Annotated in this window: 12 protein-coding genes and 2 pseudogenes; 7 read left to right on the forward strand and 7 right to left on the reverse strand. The window is 70.7% G+C overall.

The window, feature by feature from the left end; all coding sequences use genetic code 11:
• Both ACN6LD_RS39045 and ACN6LD_RS39050 read right to left on the reverse strand, forming a co-directional pair.
• Nucleotides 1-536 (reverse strand): annotated as a pseudogene (locus ACN6LD_RS39045) (hypothetical protein); the annotation flags it as partial.
• Nucleotides 533-1,696 (reverse strand): SPFH domain-containing protein, encoded by a 1,164-nt coding sequence (locus ACN6LD_RS39050; RefSeq protein ID WP_445045622.1) that lies wholly within the window; start codon nt 1,694-1,696, stop codon nt 533-535. The pseudogene ACN6LD_RS39045 and the gene ACN6LD_RS39050, both read right to left, overlap by 4 nt.
• Nucleotides 1,697-1,858: 162 nt before the next feature.
• Here ACN6LD_RS39050 and ACN6LD_RS39055 point away from each other — a divergent pair, with 162 nt between their 5' ends.
• Together ACN6LD_RS39055 and argF are read left to right on the forward strand one after the other, a co-directional pair.
• Nucleotides 1,859-3,082 carry an arginine deiminase gene (locus ACN6LD_RS39055; RefSeq protein ID WP_319194141.1) on the forward strand — a complete coding sequence of 408 codons (1,224 nt, stop codon included), beginning with the start codon at nt 1,859-1,861 and terminating at the stop codon, nt 3,080-3,082.
• Between the two features lie 59 nt (nt 3,083-3,141).
• Complete coding sequence (argF, locus tag ACN6LD_RS39060) at nt 3,142-4,167, forward strand: ornithine carbamoyltransferase (protein ID WP_319194143.1); 1,026 nt, start codon at nt 3,142-3,144, stop codon at nt 4,165-4,167.
• A gap of 261 nt (nt 4,168-4,428) precedes the next feature.
• On the opposite strand, the gene ACN6LD_RS39065 is transcribed toward argF, so the two are convergent.
• Nucleotides 4,429-4,890 carry an ATP-binding protein gene (locus ACN6LD_RS39065; RefSeq protein WP_445045629.1) on the reverse strand — a complete coding sequence of 154 codons (462 nt, stop codon included), beginning with the start codon at nt 4,888-4,890 and terminating at the stop codon, nt 4,429-4,431.
• A gap of 326 nt (nt 4,891-5,216) precedes the next feature.
• On the opposite strand from ACN6LD_RS39065, the gene ACN6LD_RS39070 reads away from it, so the two are divergent.
• Nucleotides 5,217-6,044, forward strand: coding sequence for an enoyl-CoA hydratase family protein (locus ACN6LD_RS39070; protein WP_445045623.1), 828 nt, complete (start codon nt 5,217-5,219; stop codon nt 6,042-6,044).
• Between the two features lie 269 nt (nt 6,045-6,313).
• Entirely contained in the window at nt 6,314-8,686 is a 2,373-nt protein-coding gene (locus tag ACN6LD_RS39075) for a bifunctional salicylyl-CoA 5-hydroxylase/oxidoreductase (RefSeq protein WP_445045624.1), read from the forward strand.
• A gap of 353 nt (nt 8,687-9,039) precedes the next feature.
• On the opposite strand, the gene ACN6LD_RS39080 is transcribed toward ACN6LD_RS39075, so the two are convergent.
• The gene (locus tag ACN6LD_RS39080) at nt 9,040-9,852 is read right to left on the reverse strand and encodes a PaaX family transcriptional regulator (protein WP_319187896.1); all 813 of its coding nucleotides are present in this window, start codon (nt 9,850-9,852) and stop codon (nt 9,040-9,042) included.
• A 15-nt stretch (nt 9,853-9,867) separates the two neighbouring features.
• Nucleotides 9,868-11,472: an AMP-binding protein gene (locus ACN6LD_RS39085; RefSeq protein ID WP_445045625.1), complete on the reverse strand. Its 1,605-nt coding sequence runs from the start codon at nt 11,470-11,472 to the stop codon at nt 9,868-9,870.
• Between the two features lie 418 nt (nt 11,473-11,890).
• On the opposite strand from ACN6LD_RS39085, the pseudogene ACN6LD_RS39090 reads away from it, so the two are divergent.
• Together ACN6LD_RS39090 and ACN6LD_RS39095 are read left to right on the forward strand one after the other, a co-directional pair.
• Nucleotides 11,891-13,006 (forward strand): annotated as a pseudogene (locus ACN6LD_RS39090) (acyl-CoA dehydrogenase family protein); the annotation flags it as partial.
• 326 nt (nt 13,007-13,332) lie between these two features.
• Complete coding sequence (locus ACN6LD_RS39095; protein ID WP_445045626.1) at nt 13,333-13,734, forward strand: RidA family protein; 402 nt, start codon at nt 13,333-13,335, stop codon at nt 13,732-13,734.
• A gap of 238 nt (nt 13,735-13,972) precedes the next feature.
• Here ACN6LD_RS39095 and ACN6LD_RS39100 read toward each other — a convergent pair whose 3' ends face one another.
• Nucleotides 13,973-14,167, reverse strand: coding sequence for a DUF5999 family protein (locus ACN6LD_RS39100; RefSeq protein ID WP_057575664.1), 195 nt, complete (start codon nt 14,165-14,167; stop codon nt 13,973-13,975).
• A gap of 229 nt (nt 14,168-14,396) precedes the next feature.
• On the opposite strand from ACN6LD_RS39100, the gene ACN6LD_RS39105 reads away from it, so the two are divergent.
• Nucleotides 14,397-14,822: a DUF6299 family protein gene (locus tag ACN6LD_RS39105; RefSeq protein WP_445045627.1), complete on the forward strand. Its 426-nt coding sequence runs from the start codon at nt 14,397-14,399 to the stop codon at nt 14,820-14,822.
• 816 nt (nt 14,823-15,638) lie between these two features.
• Here ACN6LD_RS39105 and ACN6LD_RS39110 read toward each other — a convergent pair.
• Nucleotides 15,639-16,997, reverse strand: coding sequence for a tyrosine-type recombinase/integrase (locus tag ACN6LD_RS39110; protein ID WP_445045628.1), 1,359 nt, complete (start codon nt 16,995-16,997; stop codon nt 15,639-15,641).
• Between the last annotated feature and the right edge of the window lie 635 nt (nt 16,998-17,632).

Genomic DNA, 17,632 nt, shown 5'->3' on the forward strand with positions numbered 1-17,632 from the left:
AGGCGGTAGCGGGCGGTCTGATGACCGGCGGCGCCCAGGTAGATCTCGTTGAGGGCCAGCAGTCGCTGGGTGTCGTCCGCGACCGCCTCCACCATGGTCAGCTCGTCCGTGCCGGCGCCGGCCGCGAGGACGGAGCGCAGCAGTGACGCGGCGTCCCGCGGCCGGTGACGCACCAGGACGCCCGGGTTGCGGCCGGGATCGGTGTCGATGCCCACCACCGGCTGTTCGGTCAGATACTTCGCGACGTTCGCCACCAGACCGTCCTGGCCGACCACGACCACCACGTCCTCGGGAGCGAACAGAAACCGGTCCAGGTCGGCCCGTTCCAGCCTTGTCTGACGCCACGTCAGTGGGACGGCGGCCGTCACCTCCGCCAGCGCCCGCCGGGTGCGCCGATGGCGTTCGGCGACCTCCTCGATGTCCCGGCCCCGCGAGGAGAGGAAGAAGGCGGCCTGGCCGTGCGTGCCGTGCCGGGCCGTCAACTCCTCGTATTCCGTGGTGCGATGGACCAGCACGGCCCGCGGGGCGAGACTCACTCCGTTGCTCCCAGCTTGGCGAGCAGCCCCGTCAGCACGTCAGGTGAGATCGTCACGCTGTCGATGTGCGGCAGGTTCTCCGCGAGCCGCGTCCCGGTGAGAGCGTGCAGCGTCGCGACGTCGACGTCCCCGTGCACCCGCAGCCAGGCGGCCTGCGCCTGGGCCCGCGCCTCGCCGACCTCGCGCGCCGCCTCCGCCTCGGCGCGGGCGAGCCGGACCGAGCGTGCCGCCTCGGCCTCGGAGAGCCGGGCCATGCGCACCGCCTCCGCCTGCGCCAGCCGCTCGGTGCGCAGCGCCTCGGCGTCCCCCAGCTGTACCTGCTTCGCCGCCTCCGCCTCCGCGAGCTTCACCGACCGGGCCGCCTCCGCCTGCGCGAGCCGCACGGTTCGCGTCGCCTCCGCCTCGGCCCTGACCTTGTCCGCGGCCGCGCTCTCCTCCGCCTCGCGACGGGTGTTCGTGCCGCGCTGCTCGACCAGCTGCTCCTCACGGCGGGCCAGCTCGATCTTGCTGGCCAGCTCGTTCTCGGCGATCGCCCGCTCCCGTTCGACGGCCACCGCCCGCCGCTCGTACGTCGCCCGGTCGGCCTCCTGCTGGATCAGCTCGCGCGCAGGCGTCCGCAGCGCCCGCTCCACCTCGGGCTCCGGGCGGAGCGCCACCACCCGGACGGCCACGACCTCGATGCCGGTGGCCGGCAGCCGCGGCTCCGCCGCCAGCCCCGTGGCGACCCGCTCCCGCACCGCCGTCACACCGTCCACCAGCGCCGACGACAGCGAGGTGCGGGCGAGGACGTCCAGCGCATGCTGCTGCGCCGTCTCGGTCAGCAGGGTGCCGAGCTGTTCGAGCGGCGCGCCGCGCCACGCCCCGGTGTCCGGGTCGATGGAGAAGTCCAGACGGGCGGCGGCCAGGGCCGGGTCGCTGATCCGGTACGTCACCGTGGCCTGAACCGCCACGTCCTGGAAGTCGACGGTGCGGGCGTGGAACGTCATGGCCAGCTCGCGGTCGTCGACCGGCACTTCGGAGAGCGCGGCGCTCAGCGCGCGGAACCAGAAGCTGAGCCCCGGTCCGTCGTGCGCCAGCTTGCCGGAGCGGTGGTGGCGTACGTGCGCGGTCGGAGCGCCGCGCAGATGGCGCCAGCCCAGACGCCGGGTGATGTCGGCCATGAGTGACCCCCCTCGGTCTCATTTCTCGTCAAAGCGACGATAAGAAAACGATAGCCCGCACTCCCCTTGTCGTCAAGAGGACGAAAACCGGGAGCGGAACAAGCCTGTGCGGAAACGGTCCAGTAGCGGGTGAAGGCGGTCCCCGGTGGTCAGGATGGAGGCATGGGATTCCATGTCGACTCCGAGGCCGGGCGCCTGCGCCGCGTCATCCTGCACCGGCCGGATCTCGAGCTCAAAAGGCTCACGCCCAGCAACAAGGACGCACTTCTCTTCGACGACGTGCTCTGGGTGCGCCGGGCGCGCGCCGAGCACGACGGGTTCGCCGACGTGCTGCGCGACCGCGGCGTCGCCGTCCATCTCTTCGGCGACCTGCTCACCGAGGCCCTGGCGATCCCGGCGGCCCGCGCGCTCGTCCTGGACCGCGTCTTCGACGAGAAGGAGTACGGGGTGCTCGCCACCGACCACCTCCGCGCGGCCTTCGAGGACCTCCCCGCCCCGCAACTGGCGGAGGCCCTCGTCGGCGGCATGACCAAGCGGGAGTTCCTGGAAGCGCATCCGGAACCGACGTCCGTGCGCTTCCACGTGATGGAGCTCGACGACTTCCTCCTCGACCCGCTCCCCAACCACCTCTTCACCCGTGACACCTCGGCCTGGATCTACGACGGCGTCGCCATCAACGCCATGCGCTGGCCGGCCCGGCAGCGCGAGACCGTCCACTTCGAGGCCATCTACCGGCACCACCCCCTCTTCCGCGGCGAGACGTTCCGCGTCTGGTCCGAGGGCCAGGCCGACTACCCCTCCACCATCGAGGGCGGGGACGTCCTCGTCATCGGCAACGGCGCCGTGCTGATCGGCATGAGCGAGCGCACCACCCCGCAGGCCGTCGAGATGCTCGCCCACAAGCTGTTCGCCGCCGGCTCGGCTGAGACCATCGTGGCGCTCGACATGCCCAAGCGGCGTGCCTTCATGCACCTCGACACCGTGATGACGATGGTCGACGGCGACACCTTCACCCAGTACGCGGGCCTCGGCATGCTCCGCTCGTACACCATCGAACCGGGCGTCGGCGAGAAGGAGCTGAAGGTCACCGACCACCCTCCGGAGCACATGCACCGAGCCATCGCCGCGGCCCTCGGCCTCAGCGAGATCCGGGTGCTCACCGCCACCCAGGACGTGCATGCCGCCGAACGGGAGCAGTGGGACGACGGCTGCAACGTGCTCGCCGTGGAGCCGGGCGTCGTCATCGCCTACGAGCGCAACGTCACCACCAACACCCACCTGCGCAAACAGGGAGTCGAAGTGATAGAGATCCCCGGCAGCGAACTCGGCCGGGGGAGAGGGGGCCCGCGCTGCATGAGCTGCCCGGTGGAACGCAGCTCTGTATAGAAATGCTAATCATCGTATAGAGTTCCAGTGACCTGTTCTCGTACCTCTGGAGCGCCCCCATGGCGACTGTCCCGACCGCCCTCGCCGGCCGCCACTTCCTCAAGGAGCTGGACTTCACGGGGGAGGAGTTCCGCGGCCTGATCGAGCTGGCCGCCGAGCTGAAGGCCGCCAAGAAGGCCGGGACCGAGGTGCAGCACCTGCGCGGCAGGAACATCGCCCTCATCTTCGAGAAGACCTCGACGCGCACCCGCTGCGCGTTCGAGGTCGCCGCCGCCGACCAGGGCGCCTCGACCACCTACCTGGACCCGGCCGGCTCACAGATCGGCCACAAGGAGTCGGTCAAGGACACCGCGCGCGTGCTGGGCCGGATGTACGACGGCATCGAGTACCGCGGCGACAGCCAGCACAAGGTCGAGGAGCTCGCCGCCCACGCGGGCGTGCCGGTCTTCAACGGCCTCACCGACGAATGGCATCCCACCCAGATGCTCGCCGACGTGCTGACGATGACCGAGCACTGCGCGAAGGGCCTCGACGGCGGAATCGTCTTCGCCTATCTCGGCGACGCGCGCTTCAACATGGGCAACTCCTACCTGATCACCGGGGCGCTGCTCGGCATGGACGTCCGCATCGTCGCGCCGAAGGAGTACTGGCCCGCCGACGAGGTGGTAGCGAAGGCCCGCGAGCTCGCCGCGGACAGCGGGGCCGCTGTCCTGCTCACCGAGGACGTCGCCGAGGGCGTGCGCGGCGCCGACTTCGTCGCCACCGACGTCTGGGTCTCCATGGGTGAGCCCAAGGAGGTCTGGGCCGAACGGATCGCCGCCCTCGGCTCCTACGCCGTCACCATGGACGTCCTGCGCGCCACCGGCAACCCGGACGTCCGGTTCCTGCACTGCCTGCCGGCCTTCCACGACCTGGGCACCGCGGTCGGCCAGGGGATATTCGAGAGCCACGGCCTCGACTGCCTCGAGGTGACCGACGAGGTCTTCGAGTCGGCCCACTCCGTCGTCTTCGACGAGGCGGAGAACCGTCTGCACACCATCAAGGCGATCCTGGTCGCCACCCTCGCCGGACATCCCCGGCGCTGACCCGGCCGCGGCGGACCTGACCACCACCGTCGCCGTCCAGATCGTGGACCGACTCTGCGGTCACCTCGGCGGTCACGCCGGTGGTCACGGCGGCGCTCATGCCGGGGGTCGCGGCGGCGGTCACGCCGGCGGTCACGTCGGCGGTCCGCGCGTCGGCTCGAACGCCCGCCCGAGCGTCGGTCAGCCCTGATCAGGCCACTGAGGGGGGCAGGGTGGGGCGACGGTGGGCGGGGCGGGAGCGGGGTGAGGGGGGCGCGGCCCTTATGCCGGACGCGGACTGCGCTGCGGCGGGACCGCGGCCAGCCGGAACCACACCGCCTTGCCCTGCTCGGTGGGCCGGTGCCCGCAGGACGAGCTGAGCGCGCGGATCAGCAGCAGCCCGCGTCCGTGCTCCTGCCAGGGGTCGGGCTCCCCGCCGGACGGACGGGTGAGGTCGCCCGGCGGCACCGGGTCGCCGTCGTGCACCTCGACCTGGCACCCGCTCGGATGCAGCTCCACGACCAGCTCTATGGGCGCGTCCCCGGCGGTGTGCTCCACGGCGTTCGCCACCAGCTCTGCCGTGAGCAGCTCCGCCGTGTCGCTGTCCGCCCCGTGCTGCAGCTCGGCCAGCGCCGTGCGGACCAGCGCACGGGCCACCGGCACGGCCGCGGCAGTGTGCGGCAGTGCGATTCGCCAGGAGGCGGCGGAATCGGAGGGGCGTTCGTGCAAGGCGAGTCCGTTCATGGCGCAGGTTCCCGTGATCGACATCAGGCGGTCCTGCCTTCGATTTCAGGAATGGTACGGCGACCTCCGGCAGAAGCGCTCGGTGGGCACCGCGCGGGACGTTCAGACCCCGCTGACTGGCGGCTTACCCGCGTCAACGCTCTCCCTCGCCCACCTGATCCGGTTGTTACCGCCTTATCGACGACCGGTGACGTGTGTGACGGGCGCACGCCGTGCGGTGACACGGCGGTACAGAGCGATTCTGCCCCCGCGGTATATCGCGCACTCATGACGACAGTCACGGGAGGGTGATAACTTCGAAGGCGACCGTCGAGGAGGCCGCCCTCATGAGTCCCTTCACCGGCTCCGCCGCCCGCACCCCCGACTGGCGTCATCTGCGCGTCGAGCACGCCGACGGCGTCGCCACCGTCACCCTCGCCCGCCCGGAAAAGCTCAACGCCCTCACCTTCGGCGCCTACGCCGACCTGCGCGACCTGCTCGCCGAGCTGACCAGGGAGCGGTCGGTCCGCGCCCTGGTGCTGGCCGGCGAAGGCCGGGGCTTCTGCTCCGGCGGGGACGTCGACGAGATCATCGGCGCCACCCTCGGCATGGACACCGCCCAGCTCCTCGACTTCAACCGGATGACCGGCCAGGTCGTGCGGGCCCTGCGGGAATGCCCGTTCCCGGTGATCGCAGCCGTGCACGGAGCAGCGGCCGGCGCCGGCGCGGTCCTCGCACTGGCCGCCGACTTCCGCGTCGCCGACCCCGGCGCCCGCTTCGCGTTCCTCTTCACCCGCGTCGGCCTCTCCGGCGGCGACATGGGCGCCGCCTATCTGCTGCCCCGGATCGTCGGGCTCGGCCACGCCACCCGGCTCCTCATGCTCGGCGAACCCGTCCGCGCCCCCGAGGCCGAGCGGATCGGCCTCATCAGCGAACTGACCGAGGAAGGGCAGGCCGACGAGGCCGCCCAAACCCTGGCTCGTCGCCTCGCCAACGGCCCGGCACTCGCCTACGCCCAGACGAAGGCGCTGTTGACAGCCGAACTGGACATGCCGCTCGCGGCCTCCGTGGAACTCGACGCCGCCACCCAGGCCCTGCTCATGAACGGCGAGGACTACGCCGAGTTCCACGAGGCGTTCACCCAGAAGCGCCCCCCGAAATGGCGAGGCCGATGAAACCGCCTTCGAGGACAACGCCTGCTACGACACCGGTTTCCCGGACGGCGGCTTCCGGCGTGACGGACTCCGAGACACGGGTGTCCGAAACGGCAACTTCGGGGAAAGCGGTTGCGAAATCGGCAACTTCGGGGAAAGTGGTTGCGAAATCGGCAAGTGCGAGGAAAGCGATTACGGAAACGGCAAATGCGAGGAAAGCGGTTACCGAAACGGCAACCTCTGTGACACCGGTTTCCGGGACGAAGCTCCCCAGGACGTCCGCGCCGGCGGTGACGGCTTCCGCGCTCCGCCGCGACGTCGGCACGGGGCCCCGTCGCACCCCGCAACCAGCCCCGTCCGACCACCCTCACCCGCATGCCCCGGCAGGCCGCCCCCGGCGTATCGCGATCATCGGCGGCGGCCCCGGCGGTCTCTACGCGGCGGCCCTGCTCAAACGCCTCGACCCCGCCCGCGAGATCACCCTCTGGGAACGCAACGCCCCCGAGGACACCTTCGGCTTCGGCGTCGTCCTCTCCGACGAGACCCTGGGCGGCATCGAGCACGCCGACCCGGCCGTGTACCGATCCCTGCGGGAGGACTTCGTCCGGTGGGACGACATAGACATCGTCCACCGCGGCGTCCGTCACACTTCCGGCGGACACGGTTTCGCCGCCCTCGGCCGCCGCAGGCTGCTGGAGATCCTGCACGAGCGCTGTCGCTCCCTCGACGTCGACCTGCGCTTTCGCACGCAGGCGCCCGACGCCGCCCGTCTGGCGCAGGAGTACGACCTCGTCATCGCCGCGGACGGAGTGCACAGCGCTACCCGCGAGACGTACGCGGAGGTGTTCAGGCCGCGGGTGACCGGCCACCGCTGCCGCTACATCTGGCTGGCCGCGGACTTCGCCTTCGACGCCTTCCGCTTCGAGATCGCAGAGACCGAGCACGGCGTGATGCAACTGCACGGCTACCCCTACGCGGCCGACGCCTCGACCGTGATCATCGAGATGCGAGAGGAGGTGTGGCGAGCAAGCGGTTTCGACGAACTCGACGAGCAGGAGTCCGTCGCACACTGCGCCAAGATCTTCGCCGACGCCCTCGGGGGTCGTGCCCTGAAGTCCAACAACTCCGCCTGGACCACCTTCCGCACGGTCGTCAACGCACGGTGGTCGCACGGCAACGTGGTCCTCCTGGGCGACGCCGCGCACACCGCCCACTTCTCGATCGGCTCCGGCACCAAGCTGGCCGTCGAGGACGCGCTGGCGCTCGCCGCCTGCCTGGAGGAACACCCCGACCTCCGCACGGCGACGACCGCCTACGAGGAAGAACGCCGACCCGTCGTCGCCTCCACCCAGCGGGCCGCCCGCGCCAGCCTGGAATGGTTCGAGAACCTCGGCCTCTACCTCGGTCAACCGCCCCGCAGGTTCGCCTTCAACCTGCTCACCCGCAGCCGCCGCGTGACCCACGACAACCTGCGGCTGCGCGACTCGCGCTTCACCGGCGCCGTGGAGCGGGAGTTCGGCTGCCCGCCCGCAACGCCGCCGATGTTCACCCCGTTCCGGCTGCGCGGCCTGACGCTGCGCAACCGGGTCGTGGTGTCCCCCATGGACATGTACTCGGCGGTGGACGGTCTCCCCGGCGACTTCCACCTCGTCCACCTCGGCGCCCGTGCCCTCGGCGGAGCCGCACTCGTGATGACCGAGATGGTGTGCGTGTCCCCGGAGGGCCGCATCACACCCGGCTGCACCGGCCTCTACACCGACCGGCAGGCCGACGGCTGGCGGCGGGTCACCGACTTCGTGCACGCGCACGCGCCGGGAGCCGCGATCGGCGTGCAGCTCGGCCACTCCGGGCGCAAGGGCTCGACGAGGCTGATGTGGGAGGGCATGGACGAACCGCTGCCGGACGGCAACTGGCCGCTCGTGGCCGCGTCGCCCCTGCCGTACAAGCCGGGCAGTCAGACACCGCGCGAACTGAGCCGCGAGCAACTCCGCGATGTACGCGAACAGTTCACAGCCGCCGCCTGCCGGGCCGCCCGAGCCGGCTTCGATCTCCTCGAACTGCACTGCGCGCACGGCTACCTGCTGTCCGGCTTCCTCTCGCCGCTCACCAACCGTCGCACGGACGCCTACGGAGGCTCTCTCGCCGGACGGCTGCGCTTCCCGCTCGAGGTCTTCGACGCGGTCCGCGAGGTGTGGCCGGATCAACGACCGATGACCGTCCGTGTCTCCGCCGCCGACTGGGCCGAGGGCGGCACGTCGGCCGACGACGCCGTCGGCATCGCCCGTGCGTTCGCCGACCACGGCGTCGACGCCGTCGACGTCTCCACGGGACAGGTGGTGGCCGAGGAACGGCCCGACTACGGACGCTCCTACCAGACGCCGTTCGCCGACCGGATCCGCCACGAGGCGGGCGTCCCGGTGATCGCGGTCGGCGCGATCTCCTCCTGGGACGACGTCAACTCACTGATTCTCGCGGGCCGTACCGACCTCTGCGCCCTCGCCCGACCTCACCTCTACGACCCGAACTGGACCCTGCACGCGGCCGCGGAGCAGGGCTACACCGGCCCGGGCGCCGACTGGCCCGCGCCCTACCGTGCGGGCAGCAGACCCCCGCGCACCGGCCGGACCGACGCACCCAAACCCCGCCTGAGCCTCGGGAGATGAGACCGGCGGCCTGCGCAGAGCATGGTCCTACCGTGCGGTGTCGGACCGGTCGGCATCGAACTGAACGGGCCGGGTGGGGCCGTGTGGGGCCGTGTGGGGCGCGGTCTGGTCGGTCAGCGACGAACTGGGCCGGGCCAGGCCGGGTCGAGTCGGGCCGGGCCGGGGCCGGCGGGGCGTGGGCCGGAGCGCGTTCGCCGGCCGCCGAACGGATCCGCCACGCCCTCGGGTGACGTCAGGAGCCCGCAGCGCAGACGGAAACCCGCGGGCGTCAGGTGGAGGCCGGAAGCCGGAAGCCGGAAGCCGGCAGGCGGCAGCCGGAAGGCGGATGCGCGTATCCAGGGCCGAGCCCGCGCTCACACCCCGACGAACTCCGCTCCCGCGTCTCGCAGCCGCTCGTGCAGCCCCTGGAAGACGGCCGCCGAACGCGTGCCCGGCCAGTCCTGCGGCAGCAGCCGGGCGGGCAGGCCGGGATCGACGTAGGGCAGATGGCGCCAGGAGTCCAGCGCGAGGAGGTAGTCGCGGTAGGCCTCCTCGGGCGGGGTGTCCTGCCGTTGCCGCCAGTCCCGCAGCACGCGCGCGTGACGGTCGAGGAAGGTCTCGTGTTCCTTGGCGATGGCCGCCAGGTCCCACCAGCGGGCGACGGCCTCGACGGTCGGCGCGAAGCCGAGATGCTCGCCCCGGAACAGGTCGACGTACGAGTCCAGGTGCAGCCGTCGGAGCGTGTGCCGGGTCTCGTCGTGCAGGCGTGCCGGGGCGATCCAGACCCCTGGCGTCGCCGTGCCGAACCCCAGCCCCGCCAGCCGCGACCGCAGCACATGCCGCTTCTGCCGCTCCGACTCGGGCACCGAGAACACCGCCAGCACCCAGCCCTCGTCCGCGGGAGGCGTCGTGGCGTAGATGCGCCGATCGCCGTCCTCCAGCAACTGCCTTGCCTCGGTGGACAGTTCGTAGCCCGCCGCACCCTGCGCGGTGCGCGCCGGCAACAGCAGTCCACGGCGTTTCAGCCGTGAGACCGAAGAGCGCACGGAGGGCGCGTCGACGCCGACGGCGGCGAGCAGCCGGATCAGCTCGGCGACGGGCACGGGCCCTGGGGCGAAGCGGCCGTACGCGCCGTAGAGCGTGACGATGAGAGACCGAGGTGCTGGCTGGTCGGACACGTTGATCATCTTAAGTCTTCGGCATCACGGCTGGTCACCTTCGGTGCAACCGCTTGCGCGCAGCCTGAACCGCTGGAGCTTGCCGGTCGCCGTGCGCGGCAGCGCCTCCAGGAAGACGACCTCGCGCGGGCACTTGTAGGGTGCGAGCTCCTCCTTGAGGAAGGCGCGCAGGGCCTCGGCGTCACGCCGTGCGCCCTCCCGCAGGACGGTGAACGCGACCACGGACTGCCCACGCCGCTCGTCGGGTCGTCCCACGACCGCCGCCTCGAGCACGTCGGGGTGACGCAGCAGCGCCTCCTCGACCTCGGGCCCGGAGATGTTGTACCCGGCCGAGATGATCATGTCGTCCGCGCGGGCGACGTACCGGAAATAGCCGTCGGACTCGCGGACGTAGGTGTCACCGGTGACGTTCCAGCCGTCCCGCACGTACTGCTGCTGTCGTGGGTCGGCCAGGTACCGGCAGCCCACCGGGCCGCGCACGGCGAGCAGTCCGGGCTCGCCGTCCGGCACGGGCGCACCGGACGCGTCCTGCACGCGCGCGTGCCAGCCGGGCACCGGCACGCCGGTGGTGCCGGGCCGTACCCGCTCGTCCGCGGCGGAGATGAAGATGTGCAGCAGTTCCGTGGCCCCGATGCCGTTGATCAGCCGCAAGCCGGTCCGCTCGTGCCAGGCACGCCAGGTGGCCGCGGGCAGATTCTCGCCGGCGGACACACAGCGCCGCAGGGACGACACGTCGTGGTCGCCGAGATCGTCGAGCATCGCGCGATAGGCGGTGGGCGCGGTGAACAGCACGGACACGCGGTGTGCGGCGATCGCCGGCAACAGTTGCCGGGGGCCCGCCTGTTCCAGCAGCAGCGCGCTCGCCCCCGCCCGCAGCGGGAAGACGACGAGTCCGCCGAGCCCGAAGGTGAAGCCGAGCGGCGGGCTGCCGGCGAAGACATCGTCCGCAAGCGGTTTCAAGACGTGTTCCGAGAACGTGTCGGCTATTGCCAGCACGTCCCGGTGGAAGTGCAGACACCCCTTGGGGCGACCGGTGGTGCCGGAGGTGAACGCGATCAGAGCAATGTCGTCGGAAGCGGTTTCGACAGCCTGAAAGGGTTCCGCCGACGACGGCCGGTTCAACAGATCGTCGGGGCCGTCGCCGCCGTATGTCGTGATCCGCAGGCCGGGTGTCTCCGCCTTGACGAGGTCGTCGACGGCCCGGATGTCGCACAGCGCGTGCCCCACCCGCGCGATCTCGCACATGGTGCGCAGTTCGTGCGGCCGCTGCTGGGCGAGGACGGTAACCGCTATCGCACCGGCTTTCAGCACGGCCAGCCAGCAGGCCGCCAGCCACGGCGTGGTGGGCCCGCGCAGCAGCACCCGGTTGCCGGGGATCACCCCAAGGTCGCCGGTGAGCACATGCGCGATCCGGTCGACACGCGAACGCAGTTCGCCGTACGTCCACGACGGCCCGGACGCGGTGTGGAACACGGGCCGTTCCGGCGCGGCGCCGTCGAGCAGCTCGGCGGCGCAGTTCACCCGGTCGGGGTAGTTCAGCCCGGGCAGCTCGAAGCGCAGCTCGGGCCAGTGGCCGGGCGGCGGGAGGTGGTCGCGCGCGAAGGTGTCGACGTGGGCCGAGACGTTCATGGGTGTTCGCCCCCTTGCCTGGATGGACTGTCCGGCTGGGCTGCCCGGGAGGGCGTCGTCATCGTCCTGGGATCGCGCAACGAGCGTATCGCGTTGGTGACGACAGTCAACGGTGCGCGATACCGTAAGGGAGGGTGCGGACGACGCGACCGTGCGGACCGTCCGGGAGCCCCGCGCTGACGAGCCGGCAGGCCACACGGTCAGCCCCCGGACGTGGGAGGACCGGGCAGCACGGACGAGCCGGCATGCCGTGGTCGACGACTGAGGACCGGGGCCACGGCTGTACGGACCCGCACGGACCCGCACGGACCCGCACGGACCGGACAGGGGACTGCCGCGACGGCCGTGCCGTGACCGCGCGGACCACTCACGGGAGAGCGGACCACTCACAGGAGAGGGGAAGGCGATGCCCGCAGCGGTGCCCGCGTTCTCGATCGATCCGGCACGGACCGCTTGGTGCGCCGAACTGCGCGCGCTGGCCGCCGACCGGCTGCGCCCGCTCGCCGAGCAGGGCGAACCGGGCCGGGTCAACCGGCCGCTCGTCGCCGAACTCGGGTGCCTGGGGCTGCTGTCCCGGCTCTTCACTTCCGGCGCGGTCGACCTCTGCCTGATGCGGGAATCTCTCGCGTACGCCTGCACCGAGGCCGAGACGGCACTCGCGCTGCAGGGACTGGGCGCCCACCCGGTCCACGCCCACGGCACCCCCGCGCAGCGCCGCCGCTGGCTGCCCGACGTCGCCGGGGGCGCGGTGGTGGCCGCGTTCGCGCTGAGCGAGCCCGGGGCCGGATCGGACGCGGCCGCGCTGTCACTGGCCGCCGAGCGCGACGGAGCGGACGGCTGGCGGCTCACCGGCGAGAAGTGCTGGATCTCCAACGCGCCAGAAGCCGATTTCTACACCGTTTTCGCGCGCACCACCCCCGGGGCCGGAGCGCGGGGCGTCACCGCTTTCCTGCTCCCCGCCGACCGCCCCGGCCTCACCGGATCCGCCCTCGACATGCTCTCCCCGCACCCCATCGGCGCCCTCCGCCTCGACGCCGTACCGGTCACCGCGGACGACGTGCTCGGCGAGCCCGACCGCGGCTTCCGCGTCGCCATGGGCACCCTGGACCTGTTCCGCCCGAGCGTCGGCGCGTTCGCCGTCGGCATGGCACAGGCCGCGCTCGACGCCACCCTCGCCCACACCGCCCGACGTGACGCGTTCGGCGGCAAGCTGCGTGATCTGCAAGCGGTCTCGCACCAGGTTGCCGAGATGGCCCTTCGCACGGAGGCGGCCCGGCTGATGGTCCACGCGGCGGCGACCGCGTACGACGCCGCCGCCCCGGACGTCTCCCGGCGCGCCGCGATGGCCAAGCTGCTCGCCACCGAGACAGCGCAGTACGTCGTAGACGCAGCCGTCCAACTGCACGGCGCGTGCGCCCTGCGCCGCGGCCACCTGCTCGAGCACCTCTACCGGGAGGTACGCGCACCACGGATCTACGAGGGTGCCAGCGAGGTACAACGCGGCATCATCGCAAGGGAGTTGTACGCGGAACTCGCACGCCGGGCAGAGCACCCGGACGGAGCCGGGCACGCCGGGACGGTGAGGCAGGACGTCCCCGCCGATCCGCCGGACCAGATCACCCAGGCAGCACAGATCACCCAGGCGGCACAGGGCACCCAGGCAGCACAGGGCACCCAGGCGGCACGGATCGGGCAGGCAGCAGGGATCGGGCAGGCAGACCCGATCGCGCAGGGTGACTTGGTCGCGCAGGGTGACCTGGTCGCACAGGCCGAAGAGAGGGCAGAAGGCGGGCGGGCGGCGGAGCGGGCCGACCGGCCGCCGCACGCCGCGCCGCCCGAGCGAGCCGACCAGGAGGCCGAGTGACCGCCGAGCGCGTCAACCCGCCCGGGCTCTCCCCGCCCACCGGCTTCTCCCACGCCGTCGTCGCCACCGGCAGTCACATCGTCTTCCTGGCCGGGCAGACCGCGCTCGACGCCGACGGGAACGTCGTGGGGGATTCGTTGCCGGAACAGTTCGCGCGGGCGCTCACGAACCTGCTGGCCGCGCTGACGGCGGCCGGCGGCACGGCGTCCGACCTGGCGCGCGTCACCGTCTACGTCACGGACGTCGCCGCCTACCGTGAGCACGCCGCCGAACTGGGCGCGATCTGGCGGCGGTCGGCCGGCCGCGACTACCCGGCGATGGCGGTCGTGCAAATCGTCCGGCTCTGGGACGAGCAGGCCCTCGTCGAACTGGACGGATTCGCGGTGCTGGACCACTGACCGGGCTGCCGACCCGCGACGCGGCCCCGCGACCAGCGGACCGCTGACCGGCCTCGCTCGCGGCTGCGGGACTGCCGCCTCAAGGGCAACGCCGTTCACCAGGCCATGCTCGGCATCGGGACCGGCGGAGGCAGGTGAACGGGTCAGGCCGAGCGCGCCAGACCGAGCCGGTCGGACCGGGAGGCTTGGACCCGGGGCTTCGACCCGGGGCTTGGACCGGGGGCTTGGATCGGGCGGGTCAGGCCGCGACGGCGAGCTGGTGCACCGTCACGCGGTGCGGGGCCACGACACGGCCGTCGGGCAGCAGTTCGCCCGAGTCGTCGAAGACGATCGTGCCGTCGCACAACAGGTTCCAGCCCTGCTCGGGGTGGGCGGCGACGACGTGCACGGGACGGGCGTCGGCAGCAGCGCCGGGAAGCTGGTGGGAACACATCGCGCACCTCCAGGTCGGCGGGGTCGGCCGTCCGGTCGGCCCGCATGGGTAGACCATGCGCCCGGCCGGGAGGCGCCGCCAGGGCACGCCCGAAAGCGTGACAGCTCCAGGACAACTCCCGGACCGTACGTCGACGACCGGTGCGGACTCGCCACCGAAGGAGTGACGATCACCGCCCCGGACGCGCGCGCCCGGTACCAGTGGAGCCCCCACAACAGGAGGTTCTGCCATGTTCTTGCGCCCTGCCCTGTCCGCGGCCGCCGGTGCCGCCCTGCTTCTGCTCGCCGCGCCCGCGGTCGTCGCCGTCGCCGACCCGACGGAGTCCGTCACGGTCGACCCGGTCGGCCGCCTCGCCGCGGACGGCACCGTCACGCTCTCCGGCACCTATCGCTGCGTCGCCGACACGGGCCCGGTCTTCCTCAGCTCATCGGTCGGCCAGGACTCCAACGTCACGCACGGCATCGGCGGCACCCGTGCCGTGTGCGACGGAGCCGAGCACACCTGGAAGAACACCGGCAAGGCGACCCCGAACGACCTCGCACCCGGTGCGGCAAGGGTCGAGGCCACCCTGATGGAACTCCGTCCCGACAGCGGCCTGCCCCTGCCCCGCTTCCACGCGATGCAGAAGCGGGAGGTCACGCTGACCGAGAGCTGAGCCCGTCGGCTCCCGTGCGGCAGCCGGCGGGTTCGCCGAAGGCGACGGCGGGGCAGGCTTCCCGGGGCGGCCCGACGACCGTCCCGGGGTGCCGTGCCACTGACGGGGGATGCGATGAGCGACAGGGACGTACCGGCTGCCGGACGGCGAACCGTGCGAAGAGCGGGCTCACCCCCCAAGCGGGTGAGCCCGTGACCACCGTGTCCCTGCTCATCGCGCTGGCGTCGCCGGTCGTCGCGGTCGTCATCGCCGTCTGGAGCCTGCGCCGCACGTCCCGGAGCGACCGTGCCCAACCACCGCAAAGCCCTGTGCACTTGCGTGCTCTCACGGTACTGCGTCAGGCCCCGAAAATGACCTGTCGGCCCATCGGTTGATCCTCTCCCACCGGCAACACCTGCGAGTTCCCTGATCGGCAGCGCCATTCGTCAACGCGACAACATGCGAGACCGAAACGACGGCAGAAGGTGGCACGCATGTGTGCCACCAAGGGTCTTGGCAGTTCACTGTTCCGGTGACGACGTACCCGCGGAACGGGGGGCGGGTCGTCGACACCGCTGAGATACGGTTCGGCCCGGAACCGGCAGGAAAACGCCACCGGGAGCCGACGGTATGCGCGCGACGCCGACCGTCGACCACGACGCCGTGCCACAGGAGCGAGATCGTCCTCGGACCGGGCGGCGGCGGGCCCAGGCCGCCGCCGCCCGCCTCGGCCGCCGTGGGCGTGCCGATCGGGTAGGCCCCTCCAGCCCCGCTTGGCAGGAAGGGGCGGCGGGGGCCGGGGCCGCACTCCGCCGAGGGCCTCAGATGTCCCGGAACTCATGGACAAGGCTTCTGACCTGCGCAAACAACCCTTCTCGAAGATCGTCTTGCACGGTTGTTGCACAAGCCGAACGGTGCAGGAGTCACGCGGCCCGGGTAGGCGCTCCGGACCGCGATGCGGACCTTGGAACCGGCTCCCACGACCCGGTGCACGTACTTACGCAGGGTGAACGCGGGATCGGCGTGTCCGAGTCGGTCCGCGAGCATGTACACGTCTACACCGCCGCTGATCATCATCGACGCGTACAGGTGTCGGAGCGCGTGCATCATCACGTCGCGGGACTTCTCCCAACGTCGTCCCTTCGCGTCGGATTCAAGGGGCTTGATGAGGCCGGCCGACGCCAGGGCGGGCTTCCAGCGGTAGGAGTTGAACCAATTCGACTGAATGGCGGTCTTCTCCCGGGTGTAAAAGATCAGCCGCACCGTGACCGGGTCGCCGCCTTTGCTGCCCCACGGTCGGGTCACCTCGACCGGCGGGTACTTTTGCATGTGCTCGCGCAGGGGGATGGCCACGTCGTCGGTCAGCTCAACCCACCGGTCCTTCGGGTCCTCGTCGTCTCCGCCCTTGGGGAGGGCGTATACGAGGAACGAGCCGTCGTGGACTACCTGCCGTTGCACGTGGACCATAGCGCCGTCCGGATGTGCCCAGTCGATATCTTCTGGTGACAGGCCGAATATTTCTCCTTGCCGAAGACCCAGGCCGCGACCACAGTCGACGAGCGCTTTGTAGCGGTCGGGAAGTTCGGCACGGATCTTCTCGGTGTCCTCCCATGTCAGGGTCAGCTCTGCCCGGCCGCCGCCTCCTCGCTTCGGCTTGGCGTCCTGCACCGATTTGGCGAGGCACGGATTCTTGTGTATCAGGCTGTCGTCCACGGCCAGGTCAAAGACAGCCCGAAGGTTGTCGAAGACCAGGCGCAGTGTGGAACTTTCGAGCAGCCTGCGACGGTCGTGCAGCCAGTCCAGCAGAGATGAGGCGTTCACGTCCTTTACGCGCATCTTCCCCGCTGCGGTAGGAACCACGTGCAGGAGAATCCGCTCCTTGTGGCGTCGGTAAGTTCGTGGATTCTTGTGTTCGTGCCCCTTGAGCCACGTAAGGGCGAGCTCACCGACCCTGACCTCTCCGGCGCGAGGGTTGATATATGAACCGTCGTCCACTCCGGACCGCATCTTGGTCTCATGCCTGCGGGCTTCGACCTCGGTGCGGAACAGCTCCGTCTGCTGGACATCTTCCCGGTTACGCCATCGAGCCTGCCACCACTTCCCCATCCCGTGATCCCGCGTCGGGACTTTGCCGTGTTCCTTGCAGGTCGACTCCCCATCTTTCGGGCGCGACTTGTGCCAGCGGTCGTACGGCATCAGCTAACTCCTAGTTTTCAATGGGTCTTTGAGTCTATTTGTGGACTCTCTTGAATCAGGGTCATCGTCGACGGCGAGATCGTGTGCCCGTTCATCGCGCCCTAAGTGAATTGGATGTTGATCCAGGCGAGCCGAAGATGTCAAATGCATTCTTGGGGTCTTCGCGACAAAGGGCGCAGAGTGGTAGAGAAGATTTCACCTAGGTGAATGCTCGCTGAGGGTTCGGCGAGCCCTCTCCGAACCCTCAGTGAGCATTCACCAGTGTCCTTCGAGAGTTCGCAAGAGTCGCAGGCGTTTCGTCGAGAGGCCCTCTGTTTGGTCCGGCCGGAATTTAGTGCAAACGTTCCATGTGCCACCACGGCGAAATACCGCTCACGTGATTCCTTCCTGCCCGCTTCGAACCGTTCTGGAGTGCCCATGCGTCGAACCAATGCCCATGCGGAAGAAGCCGCCAGTGGCGCGGGGGACCGTTGCCCCTTGGCGAGCGCGGAGGAGCTGGCCGATTTCCTTGGCGTACCTCTGAATACGGTCTACATAGAGCTCGTAACACGATCTTGTTGAGATGTCCTGGTCGGGCGTGACCCGTCAGACAATTCGGCCGTTCGTGATGGTGTGACGACTCGGCCGTGGATTGT

Source organism: Streptomyces sp. SAS_272, from assembly GCF_052543235.1.

Coding starts and splice junctions, on each gene's coding strand:
- ACN6LD_RS39070 (WP_445045623.1), top strand. CDS start 5,217: ATGAGTCCCTTCACCGGCTCCGCCGCCCGCACCCCCGACTGGCGTCAT.
- ACN6LD_RS39105 (WP_445045627.1), top strand. CDS start 14,397: ATGTTCTTGCGCCCTGCCCTGTCCGCGGCCGCCGGTGCCGCCCTGCTT.
- ACN6LD_RS39065 (WP_445045629.1), bottom strand. CDS start 4,890: ATGAACGGACTCGCCTTGCACGAACGCCCCTCCGATTCCGCCGCCTCC.
- argF (WP_319194143.1), top strand. CDS start 3,142: ATGGCGACTGTCCCGACCGCCCTCGCCGGCCGCCACTTCCTCAAGGAG.
- ACN6LD_RS39110 (WP_445045628.1), bottom strand. CDS start 16,997: ATGCCGTACGACCGCTGGCACAAGTCGCGCCCGAAAGATGGGGAGTCG.
- ACN6LD_RS39055 (WP_319194141.1), top strand. CDS start 1,859: ATGGGATTCCATGTCGACTCCGAGGCCGGGCGCCTGCGCCGCGTCATC.
- ACN6LD_RS39085 (WP_445045625.1), bottom strand. CDS start 11,472: ATGAACGTCTCGGCCCACGTCGACACCTTCGCGCGCGACCACCTCCCG.
- ACN6LD_RS39100 (WP_057575664.1), bottom strand. CDS start 14,167: ATGTGTTCCCACCAGCTTCCCGGCGCTGCTGCCGACGCCCGTCCCGTG.
- ACN6LD_RS39080 (WP_319187896.1), bottom strand. CDS start 9,852: ATGATCAACGTGTCCGACCAGCCAGCACCTCGGTCTCTCATCGTCACG.
- ACN6LD_RS39050 (WP_445045622.1), bottom strand. CDS start 1,696: ATGGCCGACATCACCCGGCGTCTGGGCTGGCGCCATCTGCGCGGCGCT.